The sequence below is a fragment of the Leifsonia williamsii genome (genome assembly GCF_030433685.1).
Lineage (GTDB): Bacteria > Actinomycetota > Actinomycetes > Actinomycetales > Microbacteriaceae > Leifsonia > Leifsonia williamsii.
Genome location: NZ_JAROCF010000001.1, coordinates 764,696 through 781,189, shown reverse-complemented (window position 1 = coordinate 781,189; position 16,494 = coordinate 764,696). Strand labels below are relative to the sequence as shown.

At 72.1% G+C, this 16,494-nt stretch carries 10 protein-coding genes; 1 reads left to right on the top strand and 9 read right to left on the bottom strand.

Annotated elements, in window-relative coordinates; all coding sequences use genetic code 11:
* Positions 1-80: 80 nt before the first annotated feature.
* The 8 genes from P5G50_RS03655 to solA all read right to left on the bottom strand — a co-directional run bounded on the left by P5G50_RS03655 (position 81) and on the right by solA (position 7,887).
* Positions 81-1,100 carry an aldo/keto reductase gene (locus P5G50_RS03655; protein WP_301211760.1) on the bottom strand — a complete coding sequence of 340 codons (1,020 nt, stop codon included), beginning with the start codon at positions 1,098-1,100 and terminating at the stop codon, positions 81-83.
* Positions 1,097-1,942, bottom strand: a complete 846-nt coding sequence (locus P5G50_RS03650; protein ID WP_301211759.1) for a class II fructose-bisphosphate aldolase — start codon at positions 1,940-1,942, stop codon at positions 1,097-1,099. Before P5G50_RS03650 ends, P5G50_RS03655 begins: the two co-directional genes overlap by 4 nt.
* Positions 1,939-3,171 carry an FGGY family carbohydrate kinase gene (locus tag P5G50_RS03645; RefSeq protein ID WP_301211758.1) on the bottom strand — a complete coding sequence of 411 codons (1,233 nt, stop codon included), beginning with the start codon at positions 3,169-3,171 and terminating at the stop codon, positions 1,939-1,941. The genes P5G50_RS03650 and P5G50_RS03645 overlap by 4 nt, the downstream gene beginning before the upstream one ends.
* The gene (locus P5G50_RS03640; RefSeq protein ID WP_301211756.1) at positions 3,168-4,178 is read right to left on the bottom strand and encodes a 1-phosphofructokinase family hexose kinase; all 1,011 of its coding nucleotides are present in this window, start codon (positions 4,176-4,178) and stop codon (positions 3,168-3,170) included. The genes P5G50_RS03645 and P5G50_RS03640 overlap by 4 nt, the downstream gene beginning before the upstream one ends.
* Entirely contained in the window at positions 4,175-4,936 is a 762-nt protein-coding gene (locus P5G50_RS03635) for an amino acid ABC transporter ATP-binding protein (protein ID WP_301211755.1), read from the bottom strand. The genes P5G50_RS03640 and P5G50_RS03635 overlap by 4 nt, the downstream gene beginning before the upstream one ends.
* Entirely contained in the window at positions 4,933-5,757 is an 825-nt protein-coding gene (locus P5G50_RS03630; protein ID WP_301211754.1) for an amino acid ABC transporter permease, read from the bottom strand. Before P5G50_RS03630 ends, P5G50_RS03635 begins: the two co-directional genes overlap by 4 nt.
* A 74-nt stretch (positions 5,758-5,831) precedes the next feature.
* Positions 5,832-6,695, bottom strand: a complete 864-nt coding sequence (locus P5G50_RS03625; RefSeq protein ID WP_301211753.1) for a substrate-binding periplasmic protein — start codon at positions 6,693-6,695, stop codon at positions 5,832-5,834.
* 28 nt (positions 6,696-6,723) lie between these two features.
* Positions 6,724-7,887 (bottom strand): N-methyl-L-tryptophan oxidase, encoded by a 1,164-nt coding sequence (gene solA / locus P5G50_RS03620; RefSeq protein ID WP_301211752.1) that lies wholly within the window; start codon positions 7,885-7,887, stop codon positions 6,724-6,726.
* A gap of 138 nt (positions 7,888-8,025) precedes the next feature.
* On the opposite strand from solA, the gene P5G50_RS03615 reads away from it, so the two are divergent.
* Complete coding sequence (locus tag P5G50_RS03615; protein WP_301211751.1) at positions 8,026-8,799, top strand: DeoR/GlpR family DNA-binding transcription regulator; 774 nt, start codon at positions 8,026-8,028, stop codon at positions 8,797-8,799.
* 25 nt (positions 8,800-8,824) lie between these two features.
* Here P5G50_RS03615 and P5G50_RS03610 read toward each other — a convergent pair whose 3' ends face one another.
* Positions 8,825-16,471: a DUF5979 domain-containing protein gene (locus P5G50_RS03610; protein ID WP_301211750.1), complete on the bottom strand. Its 7,647-nt coding sequence runs from the start codon at positions 16,469-16,471 to the stop codon at positions 8,825-8,827.
* Positions 16,472-16,494 lie beyond the last annotated feature (23 nt).

Sequence of the window (16,494 nt, the reverse complement as noted above, 5' to 3'; positions counted from 1 at the left end):
GACGGTTACGAGGAGGGGTCGCGCGAAACGGCGCCGGTCCCCCCACGGGACCGGCGCCGCTGCCTCGCCGCGGGCGGCCGTTACGGACGGGCCGGACCCGACCCCGCTCCCGTCCGCTCGATGGCCGCGGCGACCTCGGCGTAGTCCTCGGCGGTCAGCGCGACGGCTCCCGCCTCGGCCCAGCCGGCCACCTGATCGGGGCGGCGGGCGCCCACGATGGCGGCGGTCACGCCCGGGAAGCCGAGCGTCCAGGCGATGGCGGCGTGCGGGACCGGGACGCCGTGACGTGCAGCGACCGCGGTGAGCGCGTCGGCGACCGCGAGGTTGCGGTCGAGGTGCTCGTGGAAGTCGGGGTGCCGCGCCCGCCAGTCGTTCTCGGGCAGGGCCGCCACACGCTCGGCCGTCATCGTCCCGGTGAGCAGCCCCGACTGCATCGGGCTGTAGACGATGACGCCGGTGCCGTGCGCGTCGCACCACGGGATCACGTCGCCCGCCGCGTCGCGGTAGATGGCGGAGAAGGGAGGCTGCAGGCTGTCCACGTGCCCGATCGCCTCCGCGCGCTCCAGCTCGTCGACGTCGTGGTTCGACAGGCCGATGGCACGGACCTTGCCCGCGGTGCGGAGGTCGACCAGGGCCGACCAGTACTCCTCGAGCGGGGTGCCGTCCTCGGCCGGCCAGTGCATCTGGTACAGGTCGATCGCCTCCACGCCGAGCCGCCGCAGCGAGTCCTCGACCTCACGGCGCAGGCTCGCCGGGTCGCCGACCTTGCGCTCGCCGGCCTCCAGCTCCTGCCCCTCGGTCCAGATCAGGCCCCCCTTGGTGAAGACGAGCGGGCGGTCGGCCTCCGGCAGCTGGGCGACCGCGCGGCCGACGATCAGCTCCGAGTGACCGCGGCCGTAGACGGCGGCGGTGTCGATCCAGTTCACCCCGGCCTCCACGGCGGCGAGGATCGTGCGCACCGAGTCGTCGTCGTCCTGCGCGCCCCAGCCGTACGACCAGGCCGGACCGCCGATGGCGAAGGCGCCGAGGCCGACGGTCGTGATGTCCCGGCCGGTGGTGCCGAGCGGGCGGGTGGTCAGCCGCGTCGTCGCAGCGGTCATGTCAGGGGTCCTTTCGAGATGAGGGTCAGGAAGTGCGCGGCCCGTTCACGGACGGCGTCGCGGCCGGGAGCGAGGTATTTGCGGGGGTCGACCAGTTCGGGAGCGGCGGCGAGCGCCTCCCGGATCGCGCCGGTCATCGCCGCGTTGAGCTGGGTGGAGACGTTCACCTTGGTGATGCCGGCGGCGACGGCCGCGGCGATGGTGTCGTCGGGGACCCCGGAGGAGCCGTGCAGCACGAGCGGCACGGGCACCGCCTCCCGGATCCCCGCCAGCAGGGGCAGGTCGAGCGTCGCGGTGCGGTCGACCATGGCGTGCGACGAGCCGATGGCGACGGCGAGCCCGTCGACACCGGTGTCGCGCACGAAGGCGGCCGCCTCGGCGGGGTCGGTGCGGGCGCCGCTGACGTGCGCGCCCTTGCCGCCCACCTCGCCGAGCTCCGCCTCCACCCAGGCGCCGTGCTCGTGGCCCCACGCGGCGGCCTCGGCCGTCAGCGCGAGGTTGCGGTCGTACGGCTCGGCGGAGGCGTCGATCATGAAGGACCCGAAGCCCTCCTCCACCGCCTCCCGACACAGCGCGAACCCGGTGGCGTGGTCGAGGTGCAGGGCGACCGGAGCGGCCGAGCGGGAGGCGAGCGAGCGCAGGGCCGCGGCGATGGTCGCCACGTCGCCGCCGTGATAGCGCAGCGCGTTCTCGCTGACCTGCAGGATCACCGGGCGGCCCACCTGTTCGGCCGCCGCGACGATGCCCTGGGCATGCTCCAGCTGGATGACGTTGAGCGCGGCGACCCCGGTGCCGTTCGCGCGTGCAGCGCCGACGAGGTCGGCGGTAGCGGCGAGCGTCATGCGGCCACCTCCGCTCCGCGTCCGGCGGCGAGCAGCGCCGCGCCGACACCGGCCAGCTCGGGGGTCTGCACGAACTGCAGCGGGACCCGGGCGCGCTCCTCGCGCAGCCGGCGCCAGAGCGCGAAGGCGACGGGGGCTCCGCCGGCACGGAGGCGCTCCGGTGCGGTGCGCGCCACGGCGGCCAGGCGCTCGGTGAGAGCCGCGGCCGACTCGGCCTGGCGTGTCAGCTCGGTGAGGAGGTCGGCGGCGAGCGCGTCGTCCGCGGCCCCGGCCTCCATCCGCCCGTAGAGAGCAGGGAGGTCGGCGGAGGTCGCGCCTGCGGCCTCCAGCAGTTCGGCGACCCGGCGCCCTGAGGGCTGGGCCGCGTGCACGTAGCGGTGCACGCCGTCGACGAAGAAGCCGACTTCGACGCCCTCGTCCTCGCGCACGGCGAGGGTCTCCCACGGCTCGGCGGTGATCAGCAGCTGCGACTCGGAGGTGCCGACCGACACGAAGACGTCGCCGGTCTCGCGGGTGCCCGCGGCGAAGGCGGCGCACAGGTGGTCGTGACCGCCTGCCACCACGGGGATGCCCGCGGGGATGCCGGTGAGCGACGCAGCGGCCGGAGACAGCCTCCCCAGCTCCTCGCCGCTGTGGACGAGCGCGGGAGGGACGAGCCGGCCCGCGCCCGTGGCCGCCAGTGCGGCGGCGCTCCACTCGACGGCGTCGCGTGAGAGCATCCCGGTGCGCGAGGCGTGCGAGAGGTCCATCGCGGGCGCTGCCGTGTCGGTGAGGCGCTGCAGGAGATGGCTGCCGAGGTCGGTGAACGACACCGCCCGGTCGAGCACGGCGTCGCCGGCCGCTGCGAGCGCCCGCAGTGCGTACCAGCCGGCCAGTCGATGCGGCGGCGCGAGCGGATCGGCGGAGGCGGCCTGCTCGACGTACCAGCACGGGACGGGCCCCGTGGCCTGGCCGTTCGCGTCGAGGTAGACCAGCTCCTCGCCGACCGAGGCGAGCGAGACGCCGCGGACGGTGTCGATGGCATGCTCCCGGCCCAGTTCGCGGATCAGCGCGACGAGCACGTCGAGCACCGCGGCGGGATCGCGCCGGTCGCGGCCGTCGCCCGAGGCGTCGCGCATGACCGGAGTCGGCGCCGACGCGGTCGCCAGCGCGCGCCCGTCGCCGTCGACGAGGACGGCCTTGGTGCGGGTGGTGCCGACGTCGAGACCGAGGAAGACTCCCCCGCTCATCCCGCGACCACCGCCGAGGGCGCCGGCTCGGGCAGGACGCGGACCTGCGCGGCGATGCCGTCCAGGTCGGCGCCGGGCTGCAGACCCGGCTCGAGCTGGGCCGCGTTGAGCACACCGCCGGCGGTGCCGTAGCGCAGGGCGGTCTCCAGCCCCTCGCCGTCGGCGATCGCCGCGGCGAAGCAACCCAGGAAGGTGTCGCCCGAGCCGGTGGCGTTCACCACGTCGGTCGGCGGGACCGTCACGCGCCAGCAGGCGCCGGCGACGGCGACGAGGAAGGCGGCGCCTCCCATCGTCACGATGACGACGCTGCTGCCGCGGTCGAGCTGCGTGAGCATCCGCTCGGCGATCACGTCGTCGGCGGGCGCGGTGCCCAGACCGTTCGCGGCCGCGAACTCGCTGCGATTGCACTTGACCGCCCAGGGCGCGACCTCGAGCGCGGCGCGCAGCGGCTCACCGCTGGCGTCCACCACGCAGTACGCGCCGGTGCTGGCCGCGTGCGCCGCCAGCTCCGCGTACAGCGCGGGGGCGAGGGAGGGCGGGAGGCTGCCGGTGCACACCAGCAGGTCGCCCGGCGCCACCGCCTCCAGCATGGCCGCGCGGAACGCCGACTCCTCGCCCGGCGTGATCTGCGGTCCGGCCTCGTTGATGACCGTCGACCGCCCGGTCGCGCGCTCGACGATCACGGGCGTGATGCGGGTGGAGTCGGCGATCGGGGTGTGCCGGTCGTCGATGCCCAGCTCGACGCAGGCGTCGGCGACGAGCGTACCCACCGGGCCGCCCAGGAAGCCGTACATGCTCACGCCGACACCGCGGCGGCGGATGGTGCGCGAGACGATGAACGACTTGCCGCCCGCGCGGACGGTGACGCTGGAGGCGCGGTGCACCTGACCGGGGACCAGCTCGTCCACGACCTCCAGCCGGTCCATCGCCGGGTTCGGGCCCACCACGACGACACGACCGGTGGCGGCGGAGGGCCACTGCTGCGGCTCGGGGATGCGCGCGCTCAATCGAGGACCTCCGCCAGGAACGCCTTCAACCGATCGGACTGCGGCGCACCGAACAGGCGATCGGGCTCGCCCTGCTCGACGATCACGCCGCCGTCCATGAAGATGACGCGGTCGGCGACCTGCCGCGCGAAGCCCATCTCGTGCGTGACCACGACCATCGTCATGCCGCCCTTCGCCAGCTGCGTCATGATGTTCAGCACGCCCTTCACGAGCTCGGGGTCGAGGGCGCTGGTGACCTCGTCGAACAGCATGACCTCGGGGTTCATCGCCAGCGCGCGGGCGATCGCCACGCGCTGCTGCTGCCCGCCGGAGAGGCTGATCGGGCGGGCCGACGCCTTGTGCGCGAGGCCGACCTCCGTCAGCCGCTCGGTCGCGATGCGCCGCGCCTCCTGACGCGACACCCGCCCGACCCGTTCGAGCGCGATGGTGACGTTGCGCTCGACGGTCATGTGCGGGAAGAGGTTGAAGCTCTGGAAGACCATGCCGACCCGGCGGCGCACCGCGTTGATGTCGGTGCGCCGGTCGGTCAGATCGGTGCCGCCGACGACCACGCGGCCGCCGCTGGGCGCCTCCAGCAGGTTGAGGCTGCGCAGGAGGGTGGACTTGCCCGAGCCGGACGGCCCGATGATGCAGACCACCTCGCCGGGCTCGATGCTCAGGTCGATGCCCTTGAGCACCTCGTTGTGCCCGTAGCTCTTGCGCAGGCCCGAGACCGAGACGGCCGAGCCGGTGGTGGCGGGCGCGGTGACGGCGCTCATGCGTTGCTCCTCTGCGGGTCGTGGGAGGCGGGAGTCTCGACAGCCGGAGCCGGGTTCGCGCCCGCGATGGGCTCCAGCGGCGTACCGGGCGCACCCGGCTCGTCGGGACCCTCCACGGCCACGGGCACCTTGCCGGTGCGCAGCCTGCGGTCGAGCCAGTTGACGAAGTGGGTCAGCGGGACCGTGATCAGCAGGTAGATGATGCCGGCGGCCACCAGCGGCGACAGGTTGCCGACGCGCTGCGACATGTCCTGGCCGATGCGGTACAGCTCGCGCTCACCGACGGCAAGGCCCAGCACGTACACCAGCGAGGTGTCCTTGACGATGCTGATGAACTGGTTCGTCAGCGCGGGAAGCACGTTGCGGATGCCCTGCGGCACCACGATCAGCGCCATCGCGGTGCGATACGGCATGCCCAGCGCGCGGGCGGCCTCCAGCTGACCGTGATGGATGCTCTGGATGCCCGAGCGGAAGATCTCGGCCGCGTACGCCGACGCGATCAGGCCGAGAGACAGCATCCCGTACGGGTACGCGCTCGTGCCGAGGAAGGTGATGCCGGCGTAGGGCAGGCCCTGCCCGATCAGGAAGATGGTGAGGATGGTCGGCAGGCCGCGCAGCAGGTCGACGTAGACCTGGGCGGGATACCGCAGCCAGCGGTGCCGCGACAGGAGCGCCATGGCGATCAGGATGCCGATGACGAGGGCGATCACGGTGGCCGCGAACGCGAGGATCAGGGTGTTGACCAGTCCGACCAGGATCAGATCCGGCAGCACGCGGAAGATGTACTCCGGGTTGAAGAACATCCCCAGGAAGTCGCCCATGGCGCACTCCTTTCATTAGCGTGGAAGGGATGGCCGGGCCGCTTCGCCCGGCCCGGCCATCCCGGCTTCGGGTGCTACTTGGCCGGGTAGTCGTCGCTCGGGTGAGCGTCGTAGTACTCGGTGAGGAAGTCGATCTGTCGCTGCGAGGGCTCGGTGGTGACCCACTTCTCGAAGATCTTCTTGTAGGTGCCGTCCTCGAGGATCTCGCGCAGCGTCTTGTTGACCGCCTCGCGGAGCTTCGGGGCCTTCTGGCGCAGGACGATCGCCGCGCCGCGGTTGTCGTCGTTGACGGCCGAGAAGGCGATCTTGACGTCGTACTGCTGCACGTACTTGTCGGCGGACTGGCCGTCGAAGAACGCGCCGTCGATCGAGCCGGTCTGCAGCGCGTTGAACATCGCGTTCTCGTCCGAGAAGTAGACGAGCTCGGTGCCCTTCCAGTTGTCCTCGGCGTACTCCGCGTTGCGGCTCGCCGACTTCACGCCGACCTTCTTGCCCTTCAGGTCCTTCGCATCCGAGATGCTCGAGTCCTTCGGGACGGTGACCGACATGACCCCGGTGTAGGTCGGGAGCGAGAAGGTGACGGTCTTGCGGCGCTCGTCGGTGTCGGCGATGGAGGATGCGGCGGCGTCCGCCTTGCCGATCGCGATAGTGGGCAGGACGGTGTCGAAGTCCTGACCCTTCACGTCGAGCTTCAGGTCGAGGCGCTTGGTGATCTCCGTCAGCAGCGCCACGTCGAAGCCCTCGAACTTGCCGTCAGCATTGACGGAGGCGAACGGGGCCGCATCGCTGGCGACCAGCAGGTGGAGGGTGTCGTTGCCGTCGACGAGCTCGTACGGCGACGCCGACGACGAGCCGCCGGCCGCGCTCGAGCTGCACGCGCTGACCGAGACGGTCAGCACGACGCCGAGCATGGTGGCGAGTAGTGCCTTTCTTTTCATGTGCTGCTCTCCTTGATCGGATGAGGGTTCATCGGGTGAGGGTGGTGCCGGTGGTGGTGCGGAATCGGTGCGGGTCGAACATCGCCAGATCGAGCGATGCCTCCTCCCCCAGCGCCAGCTGAGCGCCGAGCTCGCCGACGGCGGCCGAGTGCTTGAAGCCGTGTCCGGAGCAGGCCGCCAGAAGGACGACGCCGGGGCGGGAGTCGAGCTCCCCGATCGAGAAGTCCTCGTCGGGGGTGAGCGTGATCATGCAGCCGCGGGTGTTGGTCGCGACGGGCACGAGGTCGGGGAACTGGCGCGCGACGAACTGCTGGACGCGCTCGACCTCCCACGCCTCCACCTCGGGGCGGTTGGCGTAGGGGTCGTCGATCGTGTAGCCGTCCTGGTCGTGGAGGCCGACCTTCACGCCGAACTCGTCGATCGTCGGCGCGCCCCAGCCGCGGAGGGTCTCGTCCTCGCGGGTGAAGACCGGGAACCGGTTGGGCAGGAAGTCGGCCTCATGGCCCGGCTTCGGCAGGAACCAGCTGAGCACTGCGCGGCGCACGGTGAACTCGCGCGGAGCCTCCGCGAGCACGCTCGTGTTCCATGCTCCTGCGGCGACGATCACGCGGCCGGCGACGACGCTGGTGCCGTCGTCGAGCACGACACGCTGGTGGTCGCCCTCCTCCTCGATCGCGACGACGCGGCGGCCGGTCAGGACCTCGGCGCCGGCGGCCTGCGCTGCCTCGACCGCGGTCGTGATCGCCAGCTCGGGGCGCACGACGCCGGTCGCCGGGTCGAGCACGCCGGCGTCCGTGTCGCGCACTCGGTGCTGCGGGTAGCGGGCGCGCAGCCCGTCGGCGTCGAAGAGCTCGTGCGGCAGATCGCGTGAGCGGAGGGCCGCGACCGTGTCGCGGAACAGCTCCGACTCGGGCTCGGCGATGGTGACGCCGCCGACCAGGGTCACGATCTCGCGACCCGACGTCTGCTCCAGGTCGCGCCAGATCTCGAGAGAGCGGGCGGCCAGGTCGACGTAGGCCGCACCCTCCGACGCTCCGCCGCGGAACAGCCGCGACCGGCCGTGCGACGAGCCGTTGCCGTGCCCGATGCCGTACTGCTCGATGCCCGCGACCCGCACGCCGCGACGGGCGAGGGCCCAGAGCGCCCCGCTGCCCGCCGCTCCCAGGCCGACGACCACAACCTCGTAGTTCATAACCCCGCCTTTGCATTCGAAGTGAAACAAAGCAAAACACAGGTAAACGCAGATACACAAGACCTGGAAACACAATCGTTACGTCCGCTAGGGTTGGGCTTCGAGCGGGAACGCAAGCAAACACAAGGGGGCGAAGCCGTGACGGACGATCGCATCTACGCCGACGAGCGCCGGTACGAGATCGTCCGCCTCACCCGCGAGAACGGCCGGGCCGATGTGACGGCCCTCGCCGAGCGGTTCGGCGTGAGCACCGAGACCATCCGGCAGGATCTCAACGCCCTGCAGGCCTCCGGCCATGTGCGACGCGTACACGGCGGCGCATTGCCGCTCGACCGCACGCTGATCGAGACGCAGGTGTCGGAGCGCACCTCCTTCACCACCGAGAAGCTGGCGATCGCCACCTCGGCGGCCGCTCGAATCCCCGAGTCGGGCGCGATCTTCATCGAGTCGGGATCGACGGCTCAGCTGCTCGCCGAGCATCTGGCCCCGCACCCGGCGCTCACGGTCTTCACCAACTCCTTGCCGGTCGCGACGACCCTGGCGCAGCATGCCGAGCTGACGGTGATCACGCTCGGCGGACGGGTGCGGCCGCTCACGCTCGGCGAGGTCGACAGCTTCGCGATCCGGAGCCTGCGCGAGATCAACGTCGACGTCGCCTTCCTCGGCACCAACGGCCTCTCGCTCGAGCACGGGCTGACCACGCCCGACCAGGCGGAGGCCGACTTCAAGCGCGAGACCCTCTCGGTCGCCAGCACCACCGTGCTGCTGGCCGACCGCAGCAAGCTCGGCACGGTGGCGCTGTGGCGCTACGGAGCGATCTCGGACATCGACGTGCTGATCACGAGCGGAGGCGCCGACGCGCGCACGCTCGACGGCGCGCGCGACGCGGGCGTCGAACTCGATCTGGTCTGACGCCCGCGCGCGCTCCCGAGCCGGGTCAGGCCCTCCGCGAGCGGCGTCGCAACAGGCCGCCGGCGACCGCCGCCAGGCCCGCGGCCACCAGGCCGAGCGCCCAGAGGATGCCGTTCAGCACGTCGGAGCCGGTGCTCGCGAGCCCGCCGCCCGCCGGGCCGCCCGCAGCCGAGCCTCCCGAACCGCCGTTGCCGGCGCCGCCGTTGCCGCCGTTGCCGCCGTTGTCCGGCTTCGGCGGGTCCGTGACGAGCGCGCAGCTGAAGCCGGCCTCGCCGCAGGTGCCGGCGGCCGTGGAGGTCTTCCAGGCTCCCCGCGGGGTCGTCACGCTGGCGCGGTTGACGGTGTCGAGCGGCGCCTCCAGGACGGTGGTCACCGTGAACACCGCCGTGGCGCCGATCGCGAGGGCCTGGATGGTCCAGTCGAGCGTGCCCGTGCCGGCCTTCGCCTTCGGCGACGTCGAGACGACCTTCAGGCCCTTCGGCAGGTGGTCGGTCACGACGACGTCCTTCGCGTCGAGCCCGCCGTCGTTGGTGACGACGATCGTGTACACGATGGTGTCGCCCACCGACGCCGTCGGCCGGTCCGCGCTCTTCGAGATGCTCAGGTGGCCCACCGCGAAGGTGTTGGTCACCGTCACGGTCGCGGTCTCGCCCGCGGCGATCGCGATGACGCCGTCGGCGGGGTCCATGGAGGTCGCGCTCGCGAGCCCGGCGTCCGTCTCGGTCACCGCGCACGACGCCCCGGCGATCAGGTCGTCGATGGTCGCGGTGTACCCGTTCCGGTCCGACAGGACGAGCGTCGCATCCGCGCCGAGGTCGATGGGCGTGGTCACGCCGTCGACGTCGTACGTGCAGACGACCGCCATGGTGAAAGGCCCTGCGCCGAAGTCCGCGACGCCATCGCCGACGCGCTTCTTGACGATCCGCAGCGAGCCGGTGTCGAAGGTGTTCGTCACCGTCACGGTCGCCGGAGTGCCCGCCGGCACGGTGACGCCTGCGGCCGGGGCGATGACGACCGCGGTCGCGCCTCCCGTCGCCGTCTCCGCGGTGTCGCAGTGCGCGCCCTGGATCAGGCCGGTCACCGTGGCGGTGTAACCGTTGGCCGCGTCGAGCACGACCCGTCCGGCATCCGGAAGCGGGATCGTCCACGTGTCGCCGTCGCGCTCCCAGGTGCAGGTGAGCTGGGCGGTGAAGGGACCGTCACCGTAGGTCGCCACGCCGTCGCCGTCGCGCTTCTTCTCCACCACGACCGAGCCGGACGAGAAGGTGTTGGTCACGTTGACCGTCACGTTCGGCACCGATCCGTCGAGCGAGCCGGGGATGTTCACCGTCGGGGTGTCGATCGTGGTCTGCGTCGCGCCGCCCGTCGCCGTCTCGACGACCGAGCACTCGGTGCCGGCCGGGAAGACGCCCGGCACGGGCACCGTCTCGCCGCCCTCGATGGTCAGGTCGCCGGTGAACAGCTTCTGGTCGCCCGCGTACACGCACTCGACGTGCACGGTGTACGTGCCGCCGCCGTACGTCGACCCGGCGTCGCCGTCGACCGTCTTCGCGATCGACAGGGTTCCTGCCGCGTAGTGATTGGTGACGAGGACCTCGTTGGCCACCGCGCCGCTCGCGCGGCCGGATGCCGCGGTCAGGGTCACGGTCGCGGAGTCGCCCACCGTCTCCGCAGCGCCGTCGAAGGCGATGCCGACGTGGTTCGGAGCGGTCGCCGCGCCGTCGCTGTCCGTCTCGGTGACGACGCAGGAGGCGCCCACCGGCAGGTCGGCGATCGTGCGGTTCTCACCGTCCGCCAGCGTGAAGGCCGCGTCTCCGGCGGCGAGCGGGATGCTCGTGCCGAGTGCCGACGTGCACGCCAGGGTGAACGAGAACGGCCCGAACGAGCCTCCCGTCGCCGCCGTGTCGACGTGCTTGGCGACGGTGAGCGAGGTGAGCGCGTAGTCGTTGGTGATCGCGACGCTCTGGCCGGCAGGCACCGGCTGCCCGGCGCCGGCCGCCGACGCGATCGTGACGCTCGCCGGGTTCACGGCACGGCTCGACTCGCCGTAGCTGCCGGCCGCCCCCTGCTCGGTCACCGCGCACGCGGCGCCGACCGGGATGCCCTCGACGCGGGCGGTGTACCCGTTCGCGTCGCTCAGCGTGACGGTGGAGGCGCCGCCCAGGTCGACCACGACCCCGTCGATCGTGCACGACACGTTCGCGGCGAAGCTCTTGGGCGCGTATCCCGCCGCTGCGCCCGTCACGGTCTTGGTGATCTGCAGCGGGCCGCCCGTCAAGATGACGCCGGCCTTGATCGGCTCCTGGGGACCCGCCGGCTGCGACCCGGACACGTACTTCGGGTAGAAGCCGAAGGAGTCCCACGCCCGCACACCGGTGACGGGCGCGCTGACCGGAGCACGGTTGTCGCCTGCCGCGGTCGTCGGGATGTTGGTGGTCGAGTACGTGACCTTGAGCGAGCCTCCCGCGGGCAGGACCGCGCCGGGCGCGCCGCTGAAGTCGAACACGAGCTTCACGCCGGTCACCGCTGCGGCGTCGACAGTCGTGCCGAGCGCGGAGGACGGCAGCCAGGTGCCCGCCGGGCAGGTGCCCGCGCCGGGGGTCAGCTCCTTCGTGCAGGGCTTGGCGTCGGTGGTGACGTACCAGTCCATCCGCGTGCCGGTGATGCCGCCGGCCGTCTGGAACTGCACGTCGCCGTTGAAGCGCGGCGTGAACACCGAGCCGCGGGCGGACGGGTCGACCACGCCCACGTCACCCGGGTACGGGAAGACGTCGACCGCGGTGAGGCCGGAGGCCGCGACGTTGCCGCCGTTGGTCATCTCCAGCTTCCAGTGGTCCGTGCCGCCGACCGTGCTGACCGCTGCGCACGGGTAGCGGTAGAAGCCGTCGGTGTCGGCGGTGCAGGGCACGCTCGCGTCGCTGACGTTCTGCGCGGTGCCGCTGTCGGAGCGCACGCCCTTCGAGGCCGTGAACGAGCCCTGCGAGAGGGTCGTCACGACGTTGGAGGTCGAGCAGACGTTGGCCGCAAGGGACACCGCGCGCCCGTTGCCGGAGTTCAGCGCCGTGCACGCGGTCAACGTGCGGTCGTTCGTCACCCCGAACCGGTTGGTCGCGACGGTGGACGGCGCCAGGCCGGGCTTGATCTGCAGCGAGATGGTGATCGCGTACGTCTCGTTCGGTGCGAGCTGCGAGCCGGCCGGCCAGGAGAAACGGATCGTGCCCGTCGCTGCGTCGAACGTCCGGGTGATCTTCGCCGCGTCGACCGGCAGGGTGCCCCCGGTCGAGGTCGAGTAGATCGGCACGTTGGTCGGCACGAACAGCAGGGAGCCGTCGGCGGGCAGCGCGTCCGTCACCACCGGGTTCGGAAGGGCGCCGGTCCCGGTGTTCTTGAACCGGAGGGTCCAGTTGACCTCCTTGCCGGAGGCCGCCATCCCGGGGCTCGTCTTCTCGACCGCCATGGTCGCCGTACCGGGCAGCACGGTGAAGGCCCTTGTCGCTGAGACCGGCGCGGCGACGATGTCGTTGTACGAGGCGCCGGCCGTCGAGGTGTTCGTCACGGTGCCCGCGACCGTCTCACCCGGCATCACGCCCGCCTCCGTCGACCGCACCGGGCCGGAGCCGTCGCGCAGCTGCTTGCGCAGGCTGACGTTGATCCGCACGTTGTCGGCGGCGTCGGTCGCGGCGAAGCTGAGGCCGTTCGCCTTGGTGAAGGTGAAGCGCAGGCCGGTCACATCGGCGGCCGTCACCCCGGCGGGCAGGGCCGCTGTCGTCGCCGGCGTGCCTGCCTGCCAGGCGGCGGCGGAGCCGGTGCCCGTGCGCGCGTCCACCGTGATGCGGTCGGCGCCGGTGGGCATCGCCAGCAGTGAGATGCCGGACAACGTGAAGGCGTTCCAGAAGGTCGGGGTCGAGTCCTCGATCACCAGCGTCTTCGGCTCGATGGTGCCGGTCGCGCGCGCCATGAGGTTGACCGCGATCGGGTCCTGCGGGTTGGCCTGGACGGTGCTCGCCGGGCTGAACGCCTTGGTCGTGGCGACCGTCAGGTTGCCGCTCGCCAGCGTCACCGTCGCGCCCTGCTGGTCGGCCGCCTGGGCCGTCGGATAGACGTCGTCGTGCAGGGTGCCGTACGCGGTGTTCGTGAGGCTGCCCGGCGTCGGCGCGACACCGGCGGCGCGGCTGAGCTGCCGCAGCTGCGTGGTGAGCGTCATGGTCGCCTTCTGCTGGGAGGCGATGGTGCCTCCCGTGCCCGTCGTGCCTCCCGCGTTCGTGCCGCGCACGAGCAGGCTCACGCCGACCACGTCGGCGAGCTGCGCCGCGGACCGGCCGGTCGCCACCGAGACCGCCACGGTCTCGGTGGTGAGCGTGCCGTCCGCCGCCCGGTGCAGGAGCGACACCGCGCTCTGCGAGGTCTCCGCACCCGCCGCGTTGGTGATCGCGATCTTCGTCAGCGTCACGGCGTCGAACGGGTTCGTCGCCGGGTCGTACGCCGGGAACACGCACGGGTCGGTGGTGGTCGCGTTGACGCACTTCACCGGGTCGTCGAGGCGCAGCTGCCAGGTCTTGCTGGTGGAGGTGTTGGTGACGCTCGTCGTGTACACCGTCGTCGGGTACTGGGACTGCGGGATGTCCGGCTGCGGGATGACCAGCGAGGTCGGGTTCGCCGACTTCGTGACCTTGGTCTGGAAGGTCGGGTTGATCATCGTGACCGAGGCGTTCACGTCGAGCGAGGCTCCCGTGCCGGTGAACGGCGTCGCCGTGACCCGGAGCGCGTTCGACACCACGCCCTTGTCGGGGGTGTTGTAGATGCGGTCGGCGGTCACCCAGTCCGTCGCTGCGCCGCGGATGCTGTTCCGCAGCGTCAGGTTGAGGCGCACGGTGCGACCGTTCGGGTCGGAGCCCGGGTAGGCGCCGGCCGACGCGCTCGCCACTCCGCTGCCCACCGCCGGAGCCATCGGGTCGGCGGTCTGCTGGATGCTCTTCTCGCGATTCGGGCTCTCCACCACGGTCAGCCGGACGCCCTGGGTGGAGGCCCGCTCGGCCGTGCTGAGGGTGTAGCCGGGGAACGCGCCGTCGCACGGCTTGGCCGTCGTGCAGACCTTGCTGGTGATGTCGTTCCAGGTGCTGCCGTCGTAGAGCTCGACCTTCGACACCGCATCCCAGCGGATCAGCGGATCCCAGGTGGCGCCGCCGGTCTGCGTCGGGGTGATGGGGTCGATGCTCGCCAGGTCGAACGCCTGGAAGGCGCTGGCGGAGAGCGGCACGTCGCCGCCGTCCTGGATCGTCATGGTCTTCGCCCCGCCGACCTGGACGCCCCAATCGAGCGTGACCGGCGTGGTGACGCCCGACTGCGCCTGCAGGATCGGGTTGCCGTTCCAGGCCTTCGCCGCGGTGATCGCGTCGGCGCCGATCCCGCCCGAGCCGTCGCTCGCGGTCGCGCGCAGCTGGACGGTGGCGGTGCCCGTGGCCGGGTCGCTGGTGATCGTCGGGCCGCCCGCGATCGATCCGGTCGCCGTCGCGACGGCGTCGTTCCGGTAGCTGGTGAGCGCCGGCGGCGTGCCGGGGTTGGTCGGGCCGGAGCGGTCGCGCAGGGTCGAGCGCGCCGTGAACGAGATCGCGGGCTTCAGGTTCGTCGCCTGGCCGAAGCCGGCGGCGTCCGTGAACTCGAACCGCAGGCCGACGACGTCGGCGTGCGTGACGCCGGCCGGCAGGAGGTCGTCGAGGTTCTTGAAGTACGTCTGCGCTGCCGAGGTCGCGTCCACCGTGGTCAGCGCCGACCAGTCGGTGCCGTTCGTCGTGTAGCGGATGACGAGCTTCGAGCCCAGCGGGACCGACGTCGGCGCGATGGCGGTCGCGTCGAAGGCGTTCCAGTACGCCGACGCGGCCGGGTTCTCCGGCTCGGTGATGACGATGCTGGAGGGGCGCACCGAGCTCGTGCCGGTCGGCGTCTGCGCCGAGAGCTCCACGAGCGTCGTGCCGCCGGGGATGACCTGGGTCGGCTTGATCGTCTTGGCGAGCGAGACGAGCACCTTCGGGAAGTAGACGTCGAGGTTCGCGGTGGCGGTGTTCTGTGCCGTGCCGGCCGCGTTCGTCCCCGTCACCGTCACGGAGTTGGGGTAGGAGGTGAACCCGGCGCCCGACGGGCCCGCCGCCGTCGTGGTGCTCACCGTGAAGGGCAGCGTGGCGCTGGCGCCGCTCGCGATCGCACCGGTGAAGACGACCTGGAAGCCGGTGATGTACTGACCGGGATCGAGCCCGGGGGCCCCCGGGAAGCCGGCGCCCTGCGCGAGCACGGTGTCGGCGGGAGCGTCACCCGTGTTGACCGTCCACGAGACGGTCGCTCCTGTGGCGCCCGCGGGCCAGACCGTGCCCGACGTGAACCCGCCGAAGCCGACCTCCGACGTGAAGAAGGTTCCGGTGCCCGGCTCCTTCACCGTCAGCGAGGTGACCGCGCCCGTCGAGGTGTTGCGCGCGACCAGCGTCGCCGTGGTGGACTCCCCCGCCGGCAGCTGCTGCGAGGTGAACGACTTGCTCGCCGCGACGCTGATCGTCAGCGGCGCGATGTCCTGCGTGGCGGCGGCCTGCGGCGACGTGGCGTCGCCGTTCGGCGTGCTGATGACGGCGGTGACCGCGTTCGAGCGCTTGCCGCCCGCGGCGAGCGACGCGCCCGTCGTGCGGTTGGCGGAGCGCTGGGCGAGCTTCACCTGGACCGACCCGGAGGCGCCCGCCGCGATCGTCGCACCGCTCGAGGAGCTGAACACGATCCGCAGTCCGGTGACCTGCTCCGGCGTGACCGAAGCCGGGAGGGTCGGCGTCGCGCCGACCGGACCATCGACCGATCCGCCGGCGGTGAAGGCGATCACCTGCACCTGGTCGGCGCCCTGCGGCAGCGACACGGACCCGAAGGAGGAGAAGTCGTAGAAGTCGAACGGGCCTCCCGCAGCCGCCGGATCGGCCGGCTCGGCGATGGTGAGGGAGGTCGCCGCGATGTTGGCCGCGCTCGCGCCCGTGAGCGTGACCGTCGACGCCTCGCCCGGGCTGAACTGGGTGGAGGTCGGAGCCCAGGTCTTGCCCGCCGTCGCCTGGATCACATCCGGCACCTTCACGGTCACCGGCGCGGCCGCCTGCACGGTGGTCGCATTGGTCGCCGTGAACGTCGCCGTGTTGGTGAGCACCTGCCCGTCGGCCGACTTCGGCGTGCCGGACGGCAGCTGCGCCACCACCTGGATGGTCCCGGTCGCTCCGGCGGCGAGTCCCGTGCTCGCCGGCGTCGTGTTCGGGACCGGGTCGGTGAAGACGACCTTCAGCGTGTTGCCCGTGACCGTCACGGTGGAACCGCCGCCGATGACGGTCGGCGATCCGGTGATGGTGAGCGGCGCCGGCACCGGGTCGGTGATGGTCGCGCCCACGCAGCCCGTCGTGGTCGACGAGCAGCCGAAGCTGAGCGTGTAGAGCACCTGCTGCCCCGGCTGCACCTGGCTCAGCGAGGCGGACTTCGACAGGTTCAGCACGCCGGAGCCGAGCGAGTCGGCACCCTGCGCCGGCGCACCGATCGCGAGCGCGCCGACGAGGGCGAGCGCGAGCGTGGCGGCGATGCCGGCCGGAGCGTGGAGGGTGGATCGGCGCGCGACATGGCGGCCGCGGGCGCGCGAAAAAGCGACGCGGAGTCGGGTGAGCACGGGGTGTTCCTCGCGAACGCAGA